This is a genomic window from Polaromonas sp. A23, from assembly GCF_002001015.1.
GTDB lineage: Bacteria > Pseudomonadota > Gammaproteobacteria > Burkholderiales > Burkholderiaceae_C > Polaromonas.
The window spans coordinates 1-13,407 of sequence record NZ_MUNO01000033.1 but is presented as its reverse complement, the minus strand read 5'-3'; the positions used below and the strand labels follow the sequence as shown (position 1 = coordinate 13,407).

Here is a 13,407-nt window from a genome sequence, read left to right as displayed (position 1 = left end):
ACAAGAAGAATTGCCATGAATCTCTCAAAATTTTTTATTGACCGGCCGATTTTTGCCGGCGTGCTGTCGCTGCTGATGCTGATTGCCGGCCTGGTGGCATTGCAGGGTCTGCCGATTTCCGAATACCCGGAAGTTGCGCCGCCTTCCGTGGTGGTGCGCGCCCAGTATCCCGGCGCCAACCCCAAGGTGATCGCCGAAACCGTGGCCATGCCGCTCGAAGAGGCCATCAACGGCGTCGAGGGCATGCTCTACATGGGCAGCCAGGCCACCACCGACGGCGTGATGACGCTGACGGTGACCTTCAAGCTCGGCACCGACCCCGACAAGGCGCAGCAGATGGTGCAGAACCGCGTCTCGCAGGCCGAGCCGCGCCTGCCCGAGGAAGTGCGTCGGCTCGGCGTGACGACGGTCAAGAGCGCGCCCAACATCACGATGGTGGTGCACCTGGTCTCGCCGAATGACCGCTATGACATCAACTACCTGCGCAACTACGCGGTGCTCAACGTCAAGGACCGGCTTGCGCGCATCCAGGGCGTGGGCCAGGTGCAGGTCTTTGGCGGCGGTGACTATTCCATGCGCGTCTGGCTGGACCCGCAGAAGGTCGCGCAGCGCGGCCTCTCGGCCAGCGACGTGGTGGCAGCCATCCGCGGGCAGAACGTGCAGGCGGCCGCTGGCGTGGTCGGCGCATCGCCGGGGCTGGCGGGTGTGGACATGCAGTTGTCGATCAATGCACAGGGCCGGTTGCAGAACGAGGAAGAGTTCGGCGACATCATTGTCAAGACCGGCGCCGACGGTGCGGTGACGCGGCTGCGCGATATCGCCCGCCTGGAACTGGGCGCTTCCGAGTACGCCCTGCGTTCGCTGCTGAACAACAAGCCTGCCGTCGGCATGGGCGTGTTCCAGGCGCCCGGCTCCAATTCGCTGGAAATTTCGGACGCCGTGCGCCAGACCATGGACGAGCTGGCGAAGAACATGCCTGAAGGCGTGGAATACCGCATCGCCTACGACCCGACGCAGTTTGTGCGTGCGTCCATCAAGTCGGTGATCACGACCCTGCTTGAAGCCATTGCACTGGTGGTGCTGGTGGTGATCCTGTTCCTGCAGACCTGGCGCGCTTCCATCATCCCGCTGCTGGCGGTGCCGGTGTCGGTGGTGGGTACCTTTGCCGTGCTGCACCTGCTGGGTTTTTCGATCAACGCGCTCAGCCTCTTCGGGCTGGTGCTGGCCATCGGCATCGTGGTCGATGACGCCATCGTGGTGGTGGAAAACGTGGAACGCAACATCGAGGCTGGTCTCACGCCGCGCGAGGCCACCTACCGCGCCATGCGCGAGGTGTCCGGCCCCATCATCGCGATTGCGCTGGTGCTGGTGGCGGTGTTTGTGCCGCTGGCCTTCATCAGTGGGCTGACAGGCCAGTTCTACCGGCAGTTCGCGGTGACGATTGCAATCTCGACCGTGATCTCGGCCATCAATTCGCTGACGCTCTCGCCAGCGCTGGCGGCCTTGCTGCTCAAGAGCCACGATGCACCGAAGGACGCGCTGACGCGTGGCATGGACAAGGTGTTCGGCCGTTTCTTCGCCGGCTTCAACCGCCTGTTCGGCCGCGGCGCGGCTGGCTACAGCACCGGCGTGAAGGGCGCGATCTCGCGCAAGACCCTGATGCTGGTGATGTACCTGGTGCTGGTGGGCGCGACGGTCGGCATCTTCAAGCTGGTACCCGGTGGCTTTGTGCCGGCGCAGGACAAGCAGTACCTGATCGGTTTTGCGCAGCTGCCTGACGGTGCGACGCTGGACCGCACTGAAGACGTGATCCAGCGCATGGGCGAGATCATGAAGAAGAACCCGAATGTGGAAGACGCGATTGCCTTTCCCGGTCTGTCGATCAACGGCTTCACCAACAGCTCCAACTCCGGCATCGTCTTCGCCACGCTCAAGCCTTTTGCCGAACGCAAGCAGGCAGACCAGAGTGGCGGCGCCGTCGCGGGGCAACTGAATGGGGCTTTCGCCGGCATCCAGGACGCCTTCATCGTGATGTTCCCGCCGCCGCCGGTCGAAGGACTGGGTACCACGGGCGGCTTCAAACTGCAGCTGGAAGACCGCGGCTCGCTGGGCTACGACGCGATGGACGGTGCCGTGAAAGCTTTCCTGGCCAAGGTGGCGCAGGCGCCGGAGATCGCCGGCACCTTCACCAGCTGGCAGGTCAACGTGCCGCAGCTGTACGCCGACATCGACCGCACCAAGGCGCGCCAGCTCAATGTGCCGGTGACCGACATTTTTGACACCATGCAGATCTACCTCGGCAGCCTGTACGCGAACGACTTCAACAAGTTCGGCCGCACCTACAGCGTGCGTGTGCAGGCTGATGCGCCTTACCGTGCAAGGGCGGAGGATGTGGGCCTGCTCAAGGTGCGTTCGACCACCGGCGAAATGGTGCCGCTCTCGGCGCTGATGAAGGTGCAGCCCAGCTTTGGCCCCGAGCGTGCGATGCGCTACAACGGCTACCTGTCGGCCGACGTCAGTGGCGGGCCTGCTCCCGGCTATTCGTCCGGCCAGGCGCAGGAAGCGATTGAACGCATCGCAGCCGAGACCCTGCCCAAAGGCATCAGCTACGAGTGGACCGAGCTGACCTACCAGGAAATCCTGGCCGGCAATTCGGCGGTGCTGGTGTTCCCGCTCGCCATCCTGCTGGTCTTCCTGGTGCTGGCCGCGCAGTACGAAAGCCTGACGTTGCCGATCGCCATCATCCTGATCGTGCCCATGAGCCTGCTGGCGGCGATGACCGGTGTCTGGGTCTCGAGCGGCGACAACAACGTCTTCACGCAGATCGGGCTGATGGTGCTGGTCGGGCTGTCGGCGAAAAACGCGATTCTGATCGTGGAGTTTGCACGCGAGCTCGAGTTTGCCGGGCGCTCGCCGGTGCAGGCCGCAATTGAAGCCAGCCGCCTGCGTCTACGCCCCATCCTCATGACCTCGCTGGCCTTCATCATGGGCGTGCTGCCCCTGGTGCTTTCCACCGGCGCGGGCGCCGAGATGCGCGCCGCCATGGGTGTGGCGGTGTTCTCCGGAATGATCGGCGTCACGGCTTTCGGGCTGTTCCTCACGCCCGTCTTTTATGTGGCCCTGCGCAGCCTCACCGGTAACCGCCCGCTCAAGCTGCACGGCGAGGTGCCGCATGTGGAAGCCTTTGCCGGCAGTTCGGCCAGCGGTGGCGCAGCGCTGCATGCGCAACCGGCGGCTTCCCTGAAACACCATGAATAAAACCCACCCTTACCCGGGAGTGACAACCATGACCTATCTCTTTCCTGCGGCTCGCCCGTTGCTGGCGCCCCTGATGGCTGCGCTGGTACTCGCCGGTTGCGCAAGCAGCCCGCCTGCCATTGACCCCTCAGCCCTGCCGGTGACCCCGACCCTGTTCCGGGAGAGCAGGGCGGTGGCGGCCGACACGGCCCCCGCCGCGCCTTTCCAGGCGCAATGGTGGAAGGCTTTTTCTGACCCGGTGCTGGACCAGCTGGTGACGCAGGCGCTGCGCAGCAACAACAGCTTGTCGGTTGCAGCGGGCAGGCTGGCGCAGGCGCGTGCCATCGCGCGCCGTGCCGACGCTGACCGTTCGCCCCAGCTCGGCCTGGGCGCTGGCGCGGTTCGCCAGACCGACCCTGCGGCCAACAACCGGCCCAAAACCGTGGTGAGTGTGGGTGCCAATTTTTCCTACGAGGTGGATCTCTTCGGCAAGTTGGCGGGTGCCTCGGATGCCGCCTCGCTGGACGCGCAGTCGCGCGAGTCGCTGCTGCGCAGTGCGCAATTGCTGGTGCAGGCAGACGTGGCGCAAACCTATCTGAACCTGCGCGCACTTGACGCTGAACGCGCCCTGGTCCGCGACACGCTGCAGGCCTACCGCAACACTTTGCGTCTGACTGAAGTGCGTTTCAGGGAAGGCGACGTGGCCGAACTGGATGTGGCCCGGGTGCGCACCGAGGTGGCCTCCACCGAATCGGAAGCACTCGCGCTGGACCGCCGCCGCGCCGAGCTGGAGCATGCACTCGCCGTGCTGGTGGGCGAGGTGGCTTCGAGTTTTCAGCTCCCTTCGGGCGAATGGACCACGGCCCTGCCGGTGATACCCGCCGGTGTACCGAGCACGGTGCTGGTGCGCCGGCCTGATGTGTCGGCCGCCCAGAGCAGCATGCAGGCCGCGCAGGCGCGTGTGGGCGTGGCCAAAGCCGCCTGGTTTCCGGTTTTCTCGCTGACGGCCAATGGCGGTTACGCTGCGCCCGAAATCGGCGACCTGTTCAAGATGTCCACCCGCGCCTGGGGCGTTGGGGCCTTGCTGTCGTTGCCGCTGTTTGACGGCGGCCGCCGTGAAGCCGGGGTTAACAACGCCAATGCCGAACTTGATATTGCGCTGGCCAGCTACCGCGAGCAGATCCTCGTCGCCTTCAGGGACGTGGAAGACCAGCTCTCGGCCCTGCGCCTGCTGGCGGAGCAGTCCGAGGCCCAGTCGCGCTCGGTTGCTTCTGCTGCGCGCGCCACGCTGCTGTCGGACTCGCGCTACCGCAACGGCTTTGTCAGCCAGCTCGAGCTGCTTGATGCACAGCGCAGCGAACTGCGCAATCGCCGCCAGGCGCTGCAGGTGAAAGCGTCGCAGTACGTGGCCACGGTGGGGTTGATCCGTGCGCTGGGCGGTGGCTGGAACACTTGACACCCCTGTGAAATAGGCACACCCCTATTGGCGCTCACTTCGTGTAGCGCCCTTTCCCCTTGCAGGGGACGGGCGCCTGCGGGCCGGCGGAGCCGGACCCGCGGCCCCCACTGGGTAAGAGTGTGCTTCGTGCTGTCTGCGATCTGGATGCAAGTAGCTCGGCGGTTTCTTCTGCTATGTAATTTATAGCTGCTTGCACCCGCGCCTATTGGGGGAAAGCGCTTTTTTATTAGTGGAAAAGCCTGAAAACGGCCTTTTCGGGCCTGCGGAGCCGGTCATCTGTTAAAACACCTGCATCCTGCCCGGCCTATCCATGTCCATTCCTCTCATCGTCTCCGCCATCTTCACCGTCCTGTCAGGGGTGAAACCATGACCATCCTGCTGGCCCCCATGGAGGGGCTGCTTGATTTTGTGTTGCGCGACATCCTGACGCGGGCGGGCGGCATTGACCGCTGTGTGTCCGAATTCATCCGCATCACTGACCAGTTGCTGCCCGAGCGTGTGTTCACGCGCATCGTGCCCGAGCTGCACACGGGTGGCCGCACGCTGGCGGGCGTACCGGTGCGGGCGCAACTGCTCGGGTCCGACCCGGTGTGCCTGGCAGAAAACGCGGCGCGGCTTGCCACGCTGGGGCCGGCGGGCATCGACCTTAATTTCGGCTGCCCGGCCAAGGTGGTCAACCGCCATGGCGGCGGGGCCGCGCTGCTGCAAGAGCCCGAAACGATTGCCGCCATTGTTGCGGCCGTGCGGCGCGCAGTACCCGCATCCATGCCGGTATCGGCCAAGATGCGGCTGGGCTTTCACGACGACAGCAAAGCCATAGCGTGCGCGTTGGCGATTGCCGGCAGCGGCGCGAGCGAGCTTGTGGTGCACGCCCGTACCAAGGCGCAGGCTTACCGGCCGCCGGCTTATTGGGAACGCATTGCCGACATCCGTGCAGCTGTCAGCATTCCGGTGGTGGCCAATGGCGAGATCTGGACGGTGGAAGATGCACGCCGGTGCCGTGAGGCTTCGGGTTGCGACATGCTGATGCTGGGCCGCGGCGCGGTGGCCGACCCGGGTTTGGCCCTGGCCATCCGGGGCGGTGGCGCCCATGCGGGCCTGGCGTGGGAGGCCTTGCTGCCGTTGCTGGCCGAATTCTGGGAGCTGGTTTGCAGCCGGCTTGATGCGCATTCACGCGCGGGCCGGATCAAGCAGTGGCTCAACTTCCTGCGCCGGCGCCATCCGGAAGCTGAGCTGGCCTACCAGGCGTTGCGGACCCTCAATGAACCCGCAGCCATCAGCCGCTGGCTCGCAGCGGCCGGCGCACAGGTGCCACGGCGCACGGCTTCAGCCGAACAGCGCTTCGAAACCGTCCTCGGGCTCGAACCGCTTATTGCGGTAGCTCAGGCGCGTGGGGCCGGGCAGGGCCTGTTCGCGCACTGAGTGCCTGGCATCGCCGGGGTAACAAATCACCCGGCCGCCTTCATCGTCAAAAGGTTCGGGCTGGATGACCGGCGGCTGACGCGCGTGCGCCGCTGCCAGCACGCTGGCCACACCCGCGTGGCGCGAGAGATGCGCCAGGCTCATGATCTGCGGCGGCGCCAGCTCGATCTGGCGGTCCCAGTATTGCTGCAGCGCTTGGCGCGGGCTCAGCCACACGCTGTCCGTGGTTTCAAAGTTGTCGTGGCTCGCCACCTGGCCGTCGGGTACCGCGGCCACAAAAAAACGTGTGTCAAACCGCTTGTTCATCACCGACGGCGCGGTGGGCGTGATCCAGCGCGACCAGGGCACCACGCTGAGTGTTTGCAAACGCAGCGCCATCTGGGCAAGCACTGCGTTGAAGTGAAGACCGTCACGCAGCAAGGCGGCAGCACGGTCTGCCAGTCCGCTGGCGGGCTGGCCCTGTGCGAACAGCACACCGCACTCCTCAAAGGCTTCGCGCAGCGCGGCAACGTACAGCGCGCCGGCGGTTCGTGCGTCAATTTCGGGTTCATTCAGCCCGGCATGCAACGCGTCCAGCGGCTGGTCCAGGTGCGCCGCCATGTCCAGCTCGGCGTCTGCTGCATCCAGCTTGCCGCCAGGGAAAACGTAAGCGCCGCCCAGAACGTCAGACAGGCCGTGGCGTTTCATCAGGAACACTTCCAGCCCGGCTGGCGCGTCGCGCAGCAAAACCACGGTGGCGGCCGGGCGTGGCGGGGTGGTGACGATCTCGAGATTCAATTCCATGGCGGCTTTCAGGCGGTGCTTCACGCTCCATTACAGTACGGCGTGGCATGGAAGGCTACCAGAGCCTTAGGAAGCGCTGAATAGGTCCTTGCGGAAGTGCGGCAGACGGATCGGGATGGGATGCAAGGCGGATTTCGCAGCCAATAGCTGGCTATTGGCAAGAAATTCAACGCCGCAGACCGCCCGAGCCCGGATGATCGCGCGTCGCAGGGGACCTGTTCAGCGCTTCCTCAAGCCGGCTACCGATCACCAACAGGACAGGACAAAAACATGGACATGGATTTCAAAGGGCGGGTTGCCATCGTCACGGGCGCAGGCGGCGGGTTGGGCCGGCAACACGCGCTGGCACTGGCCAGGCGCGGGGCCAAAGTGGTGGTCAACGATCTCGGCGGTGCGCGCGATGGATCGGGCGCGTCAGTCAGCGCGGCTGAAGCGGTGGTCAATGAAATTCGCGAAGCCGGCGGCGAGGCGCTTGCCAACGGCGCTTCCGTCACGGACTTTGCCGCAGTGCAGGCCATGGTGCAGCAGGCCATGACGGCCTGGGGCCGTGTGGACATCCTGGTCAACAACGCCGGCATTTTGCGTGACAAAAGTTTTGCCAAGATGGACCTGGCCGACTTTGCGCTGGTCATGAATGTGCATCTGATGGGCGCCGTGCATTGCACCAAGGCAGTGTGGGACATCATGGTCGCGCAGAAGCACGGCCGCATCGTGATGACCACTTCATCGTCGGGCTTGTACGGAAACTTTGGCCAGTCCAACTACGGTGCCGCAAAAATGGCGCTGGTCGGCCTGATGCAGACGCTGGCCATTGAAGGCGCAAAAAATAACATCCGCGTCAATTGCCTGGCGCCCACCGCTGCCACGCGCATGACGGAAGGTTTGATGCCCGAAGAAGTTCTGCGCGCGCTGCAACCGGAAGCCGTTGTGCCGGCAATGCTTGTGCTTGCATCGCAGGACGCACCCACACGAACCATTCTTTGTGCAGGAGCGGGCAGCTTCGAGGCGGCGAACATCACGCTCACAACGGGTGTTCATCTGGGTACCGGAGAGGGCGTGCCGGAACTGCTCGCGTCGCGGCTTTCCGAAGTAACGCAACGCACCGGCGAGATGGTGCCGCAGAGTGGTTCAGCGCAAGGAAGCAATGAGATTGCGCTGGCGATGGCGCAGTCGGGAAAGCAGGCTGTGGCCTGACAAAAATGAAGATGTAGCGAAGATGCAGCCAGGCCCGCTGGACAATGTTCAGACATTTCGCCACAAGGGGTGGAAGTCCGATACCTGTCTTTGTAGCGCGGAGCCCGGCTGGCACAGCTGCAGTTTCTTCGCTGGCCAGGGCGCGTTGATGCAGGCTGGTGCGGATGGCTTTTGTAGTCCGTGTCCGTCGTTCCTGCAGATTTGCCTGTGCCGTGAATATTCCGTGACTCCGTGCAAGCCCCTGATGCAACCGGAGGTAAGGATATGCAAGCAATCCTAAGCCCGGACCTGTCCTACAGGCCTGTGGGTCACAGACCGACCTTTGGCTTTTCGATGTAGTCCTAAATTGAATTTAGTCGGTCAATCGATCGGCATTCCTAGCAACCGCCCTTCGGGGTTTTATTCAGGAGCTACACATGAAAGCAACGAAATCTCTGACAGCGGCCATCACGGCAATCGCACTGGTGGCAGGCGCAGGTTATGCCTACGCACAAACCGCTGCCAGCCCAACGCCTGACTCGGCAGGCCCTGTCCTGCAGCAGTCGCCTTCGACGCCTGCAACGGGTGACACCAGCTCCTCCGGCAGCACTCTGCAGGCACAGCCGTCTACCAGCACCGGCACATCCGTCGACAACAGCAGCACAGTCCAGCCTGAGCCGATGGCTCCCCGTGCTGACCGTAACTAAGTAAGCAAGCTCAGATCGTCCGGGGAGGGCGGGGCCATTGGCCTTGCCCTCCCCGGCGCATGAAAAGGGTCAAATTACCATGCTCAAACAGGTTGCCGAACAGCTGGATGCCGTCCTCAAGGGTTTGGGTATCGGGTGTGCTGTCATGGCGCTTCTGTTGCCCGGGCAAGTCACCTCCCGGCAGCTTCAAACTCGCCTGGGTGTGCCGCAAAACGTTGTGCTTGCCAATTTGCCCCGGGTGGCCGATCTGGCAGGTGAACAGGCCGCATCGGAAGTGCGGCAGATGGCTGACTGGGTGATGCATTCGCGCGATCATCGCGGCATGCCGTTTGTCATTGTCGACAAACAGCATGTCAGGGTGTTTGTATTCAGCCCCAGCGGAAAGCTGCAGGGTGCAGCGCCGGCCCTGATGGGGTCGGCCGTGGGTGACGATTCCGTTTCCGGTATTGGCGACCGGGAAATGTCGGCAATCCAACCGCATGAGCGCACAACGCCTGCCGGCCGCTTTGTTTCCTCGCCGGGCATCAATTCGCATGGTGAAGACATCGTGTGGGTGGACTATGGCGCCGCGGTTTCCATGCACCGGGTGCGGGCGAAGGAGCCGAAAGAGCGCCGCCTTGAACGTCTCGCCTCGGAAACACCGGATGACAACCGCATCTCCTTCGGCTGCATCAACCTGCCGACTGCGTTTTACGAAGGCACCGTGAAGCCGTCGCTGGGGAAGGCACGCGGTGTGGTTTACGTCCTGCCTGAAACCCGACCCCTGCAAGCTGTTTTTGGCAACAGCAGCCTGCTGGCTTCGCAGCCCTGATGGGTTGCGCCGTGTCGGCTAAAACCTACAAATGCGTTTGACCCGGGAAATCCCGGAAATGAAGGGCTAAATCAGGCTGTAGCCCTTGTTCTTCGGGCGTAAGCAGCTATCAATTCAGTAGTGTTTTTCACCGGGTGAATAGCCCTCAACTTGCCAGGCCAAATGGGGCGCCGGTAGGATGTGTCCTACATATCGATTTTGTATCGGTTTGTAGAACCAACCTCCATTCAACCGGGCCCCTGAATGACGACCAAGACCAAGACGCTGTGCACCGCAGTTGCCCTGCTTGCGTTGTTCTTGCCGTCCCTGCCTGTGCTGGCGCAGGAAGGCATTCATGCTTCACCGCCGGCATTGCTGGCGCTGGCGGCCGAAGGTGCGTCGGCCGACGCCCGCTACACCGCCCGCTGGGTGATGGAAACTTTCGACAACCGTCATCTGCCCTTTGTCATCGTTGATAAAAAAGACGCGCGCATGTACGTCTTTGAAGGCAACGGCCAGTTGCGTGGCTCAACACCCGCCTTGCTGGGCCTGGCGTCCGGTGACCATACCGTCCCCGGCATCGGTCAGCGCAAGATTACCGACATCCTGCCTCTGGAGCGCACCACGCCTGCCGGCCGCTTTCTGTCCCGTCCGGGGCGCAATCTGCAGGGCGAAGACATCATCTGGATTCAGTACAGCGAGGGCCTGGCGATTCACCGCGTGCGCCCGGACAACAGCCAGGAGCAGCGGCTGCAGCGCCTGGCCTCCAGCACACCGGGTGACAACCGCATTTCGCTCGGTTGCGTCGTGGTGCCTGTGGCTTTTTATGAAAACGTTGTGGCTCCCCTGATGGGCAAGAGCTTCAGCGTGGTGTACGTGCTGCCCGAGACGCAGCCTGCACATGCGCTGTTCGGCAGCTACCAGATCAGCGCCAGCCAGCCCTGACGCCCGGCCGGCCGTTCCAGGCCGGGGTCGTTCTTTTAATTGTTTCCTGATTGCCCAGCCGGGTTTGGCGACCGGGCCGGCGCCGCCGAAGGCCCTTCCACATATGACTCGCGCCGGGACAGGGAATTGACGGTTGACACCCTGGTCGCGGCGCGTTCGTTGACGGCCGGGCAGTTCGTGTCCGTGATCGAAAACACCATGTGCCCGCCCGGATACACCGCCGGCAGCGTCTGGTGAAGCTGGTAGCGCATGTCCACCGGCGCTGCGGCCGCATGGTAGAGCACCTGGTTGTTGCGGTTGTAGACGGTGTAGCAGGCCATCGCCTGGCTGGCGAACAGTGTTGGCAGCAGGGTGCCCAAGGCGTATTTGAGAGCGGTGTTCATGCGCAGACCTTTCCAAAAGGCCATCTTCCGCCGCGCACCCGTGCGGGTGATGCAGGCCTGCTGCCCATTGCGGTGTAAGCGGAAAACACCGGTTTTCACGGGTTGGCATGTGCTATGAAATAGATAGCTGCTTGTGCCCGTGCAATAAGGGGGGATGACCGATTTGATGCCTCAGATTCTGACCGGAGAGGTCTGCGCAGGGCTGCGACCGCGCACCCGGTAAAGCAGAAAAGCAGCAATGCTGAAGTTCAGCAGGTTCCAGGCAATGCCATTGATGAAAGCTGCCTGGTAGGAGCCCGTCAGGTCAAACACCTTGCCCGACATCCAGCCTCCCAGCGCCATGCCGAGCATGGTGGCCATGATGACCGTGCCGACCCGTGCGCCGGCCTCGGAGGGCAGGAAATATTCGCGCACGATGATCGCGTACGAAGGAACGATGCCGCCCTGGAACAGGCCGAACAGCGCAGCAATCAGGTAGAGCGATACCAGGCCATCGAAAGGCAGGAACAGCAGCAGTGCAATGCCCTGCAGTGCGGAGCCCAGCAGCAGTGTGCGCAAACCACCGATACGGTCGCAAATCAGGCCGGACACCAGGCGGCTGACGACCCCGCAGGCCAGCATGAGCGAAAGCATTTCAGCGCCGCGGGCCGCGCCGTAACCCAGGTCGCTGCAGTAGGAAACGATGTGCACTTGCGGCATGGCCATGGCCACGCAGCAGGCCAGGCCGGCCACGCACAGCAGGGTTTGCGCCTTGCCGGGAGAAAGTCCAAAGGGAAGGGTGCTGGGCCGCGCCGACTGTGCGGTGGAGGTGGCCGCTGCAACGGCCAGCGGCGGGCGTTTGCGCATCAGCAGGGCCAGGGCCGTCATGCTGAAAAAACAGAAAACGCCCAGGCCCAGGTAGGTTTGGCGCCAGCCGACGGTTTCCACAAAATGCTGAACCACCGGCGGCCATATCGCGCCGCCAATGTAGTTGCCGCTGGCACACACCGCCACCGCAATACCGCGCCTGCGCACAAACCAGAGCGATGTGTCGGCCAGCAAGGGCGCAAAGGTGGCCGAGCTGCCGAACAGGCCGATCAGGAAACCATGCGCCAGGGTGAATGTCCAGATGCTGCCGGCCATGGATGCGCCGATGAAACCCAGCCCCAGGCTGGCTGCACCGATCAGCAGCGGCACCATGACGCCAAAGCGGTCCGCCAGCCGGCCCATCAGCATGCCGCCTATGCCAAAACCGATCATGAGCAGGGTGTAGGGCAGCGAGGCATCGGCCCGGGCCACGCCGAATTCGGCCTGCACCGCAGGCAACACCACGGCCACGACATACATGCCGCTGGCGCCCACGGTCATGAGGGCCAGGGTGATCATCAGCCGGAAAACGGCGTAACGGGAATCGGCCAGGGCCGATGGGTCGTGCGGGTTGGGTGGCGGGCTCATGGTTGGGCTGGATTGACCGGGCGTGCGTCGCCCATTGCGGCGCGGCGCACCTTCGGCACCTTAATCCAGCCGAGAGGGCTGGGTGGGCTGGAAGTCGGCCTGGCCACCAGCAGCTGCCTGCTTTTCGTGGCTGGCGTCGCGCGCCGCAAACATGCTTTGCAGGTCTTTCAGGTCGCGCAGCACCTCATCGTCCGCACCTTCAGCGGGGACTGGTGCTGCTTTTGCTTCTGCTGCTGCGGTCGGCGTTGCCGGGTCGGCCTGAGCCACAGCAGGCTCAGCCGCGGGAGCCGCTGCGGCCCCGCGCCAAAACATCGGCTCGGGCATTTCTGGGTAGGGACAGGTGTCGCCTACGTTGAACTCCCAGGAAACACCATGCAGCCAGGTCGTGGCCTTGGGCTCGAAGCGGCTGATGGCGGCCATCAAATCATTCTGGAAGGCCAGGGCGTATGTGAGCAGGCGCTGGTCCCATTGGCGCATCACCAGGCGCACATGCATTCCGGGGCCGCGGCTGCGGCTGTTGACCACCAGCATCTGGCATTCAAGCCAGCCTGGCGGAATACCGTGTTGGCGCACGCCTTCGCGCAGCAGTACCTGAACAAGCTGACGCCGTGTGCCGTTGTCCGAGTTGTCTTCAATGGTGTGCTGTGCGTCCCGGCTGTCGGACGTTTTTCCTGGCCTGGCTGCGGCGGCCGGCTTGCCAGCTTTGTTGCTGGTGGGAGCTGTTTTGAGCCCCAGCAGCTTGAAAATCGTTTTTTTCATCTTTGCATCCCCTGCTGCCACAAGGCCGAGGTGAGGCCGAGGTGTTCCGGTCCCTGCCATGGTGGCATGCCAATTGATGGTCGTTCATGTGACTGGTCAAGTCAAGTTTTCAGCACCTGCAGCGCTTCTTCCTGCCACCAGGCGGCGGCTGCGTAGTAACTTTCCCACACGCAGCCGTTGCAGCCACGGCCGCAGCAGGTGCTGGGTTCGGCCGGTGGTTCACGCAACACCCGGCCTGCGGCAGCGGCTTTCCTGCCCAATGCACTGAACATGGCCCGGGCGGCATCCGGGCTGGTGGGGGGAGGGGGTGTGGTC

The 13,407-nt window shown here is 63.6% G+C and carries 12 protein-coding genes; 7 read left to right on the top strand and 5 right to left on the bottom strand.

Features of this window, described 5'->3' with window-relative positions; all coding sequences use genetic code 11:
• Positions 1 to 15 precede the first annotated feature (15 nt).
• From B0B52_RS16550 to B0B52_RS16540, 3 genes are all read left to right on the top strand, one after another.
• Complete coding sequence (locus tag B0B52_RS16550; protein ID WP_077594771.1) at positions 16 to 3,258, top strand: efflux RND transporter permease subunit; 3,243 nt, start codon at positions 16 to 18, stop codon at positions 3,256 to 3,258.
• Between the two features lie 28 nt (positions 3,259 to 3,286).
• Positions 3,287 to 4,693, top strand: coding sequence for an efflux transporter outer membrane subunit (locus B0B52_RS16545; protein ID WP_077594770.1), 1,407 nt, complete (start codon positions 3,287 to 3,289; stop codon positions 4,691 to 4,693).
• 369 nt (positions 4,694 to 5,062) lie between these two features.
• Entirely contained in the window at positions 5,063 to 6,118 is a 1,056-nt protein-coding gene (locus tag B0B52_RS16540; protein ID WP_077594769.1) for a tRNA-dihydrouridine synthase, read from the top strand.
• On the opposite strand, the gene B0B52_RS16535 is transcribed toward B0B52_RS16540, so the two are convergent.
• The gene (locus tag B0B52_RS16535) at positions 6,023 to 6,901 is read right to left on the bottom strand and encodes an NUDIX hydrolase (RefSeq protein ID WP_077594768.1); all 879 of its coding nucleotides are present in this window, start codon (positions 6,899 to 6,901) and stop codon (positions 6,023 to 6,025) included. The genes B0B52_RS16540 and B0B52_RS16535 overlap by 96 nt on opposite strands.
• Positions 6,902 to 7,171: 270 nt before the next feature.
• On the opposite strand from B0B52_RS16535, the gene B0B52_RS16530 reads away from it, so the two are divergent.
• The 4 genes from B0B52_RS16530 (at position 7,172) to B0B52_RS16515 (ending at position 10,516) form a co-directional block, all read left to right on the top strand.
• The gene (locus tag B0B52_RS16530; RefSeq protein ID WP_077594767.1) at positions 7,172 to 8,095 is read left to right on the top strand and encodes an SDR family NAD(P)-dependent oxidoreductase; all 924 of its coding nucleotides are present in this window, start codon (positions 7,172 to 7,174) and stop codon (positions 8,093 to 8,095) included.
• Positions 8,096 to 8,511: 416 nt separating this feature from the next.
• Positions 8,512 to 8,781 carry a hypothetical protein gene (locus tag B0B52_RS16525; RefSeq protein ID WP_077594766.1) on the top strand — a complete coding sequence of 90 codons (270 nt, stop codon included), beginning with the start codon at positions 8,512 to 8,514 and terminating at the stop codon, positions 8,779 to 8,781.
• A 79-nt stretch (positions 8,782 to 8,860) separates the two neighbouring features.
• Entirely contained in the window at positions 8,861 to 9,592 is a 732-nt protein-coding gene (locus tag B0B52_RS16520) for a hypothetical protein (protein ID WP_077594765.1), read from the top strand.
• A gap of 243 nt (positions 9,593 to 9,835) precedes the next feature.
• A complete protein-coding gene (locus B0B52_RS16515; protein ID WP_077594764.1) occupies positions 9,836 to 10,516 on the top strand; it encodes a L,D-transpeptidase in 681 nt (226 codons plus the stop codon).
• A 35-nt stretch (positions 10,517 to 10,551) separates the two neighbouring features.
• Here the strand turns inward: B0B52_RS16515 and B0B52_RS16510 are convergent, their stop codons facing one another.
• The 4 genes from B0B52_RS16510 to B0B52_RS16495 all read right to left on the bottom strand — a co-directional run.
• Entirely contained in the window at positions 10,552 to 10,899 is a 348-nt protein-coding gene (locus tag B0B52_RS16510; protein WP_139351984.1) for a hypothetical protein, read from the bottom strand.
• A 171-nt stretch (positions 10,900 to 11,070) separates the two neighbouring features.
• Positions 11,071 to 12,333, bottom strand: coding sequence for an MFS transporter (locus B0B52_RS16505; RefSeq protein ID WP_077594762.1), 1,263 nt, complete (start codon positions 12,331 to 12,333; stop codon positions 11,071 to 11,073).
• 60 nt (positions 12,334 to 12,393) lie between these two features.
• Positions 12,394 to 13,092, bottom strand: a complete 699-nt coding sequence (locus B0B52_RS22575; RefSeq protein WP_077594761.1) for a hypothetical protein — start codon at positions 13,090 to 13,092, stop codon at positions 12,394 to 12,396.
• A gap of 101 nt (positions 13,093 to 13,193) precedes the next feature.
• Positions 13,194 to 13,407 (bottom strand): oxidoreductase-like domain-containing protein (locus B0B52_RS16495; protein ID WP_371327406.1); only part of this gene is annotated, 214 nt, incomplete at its 5' end.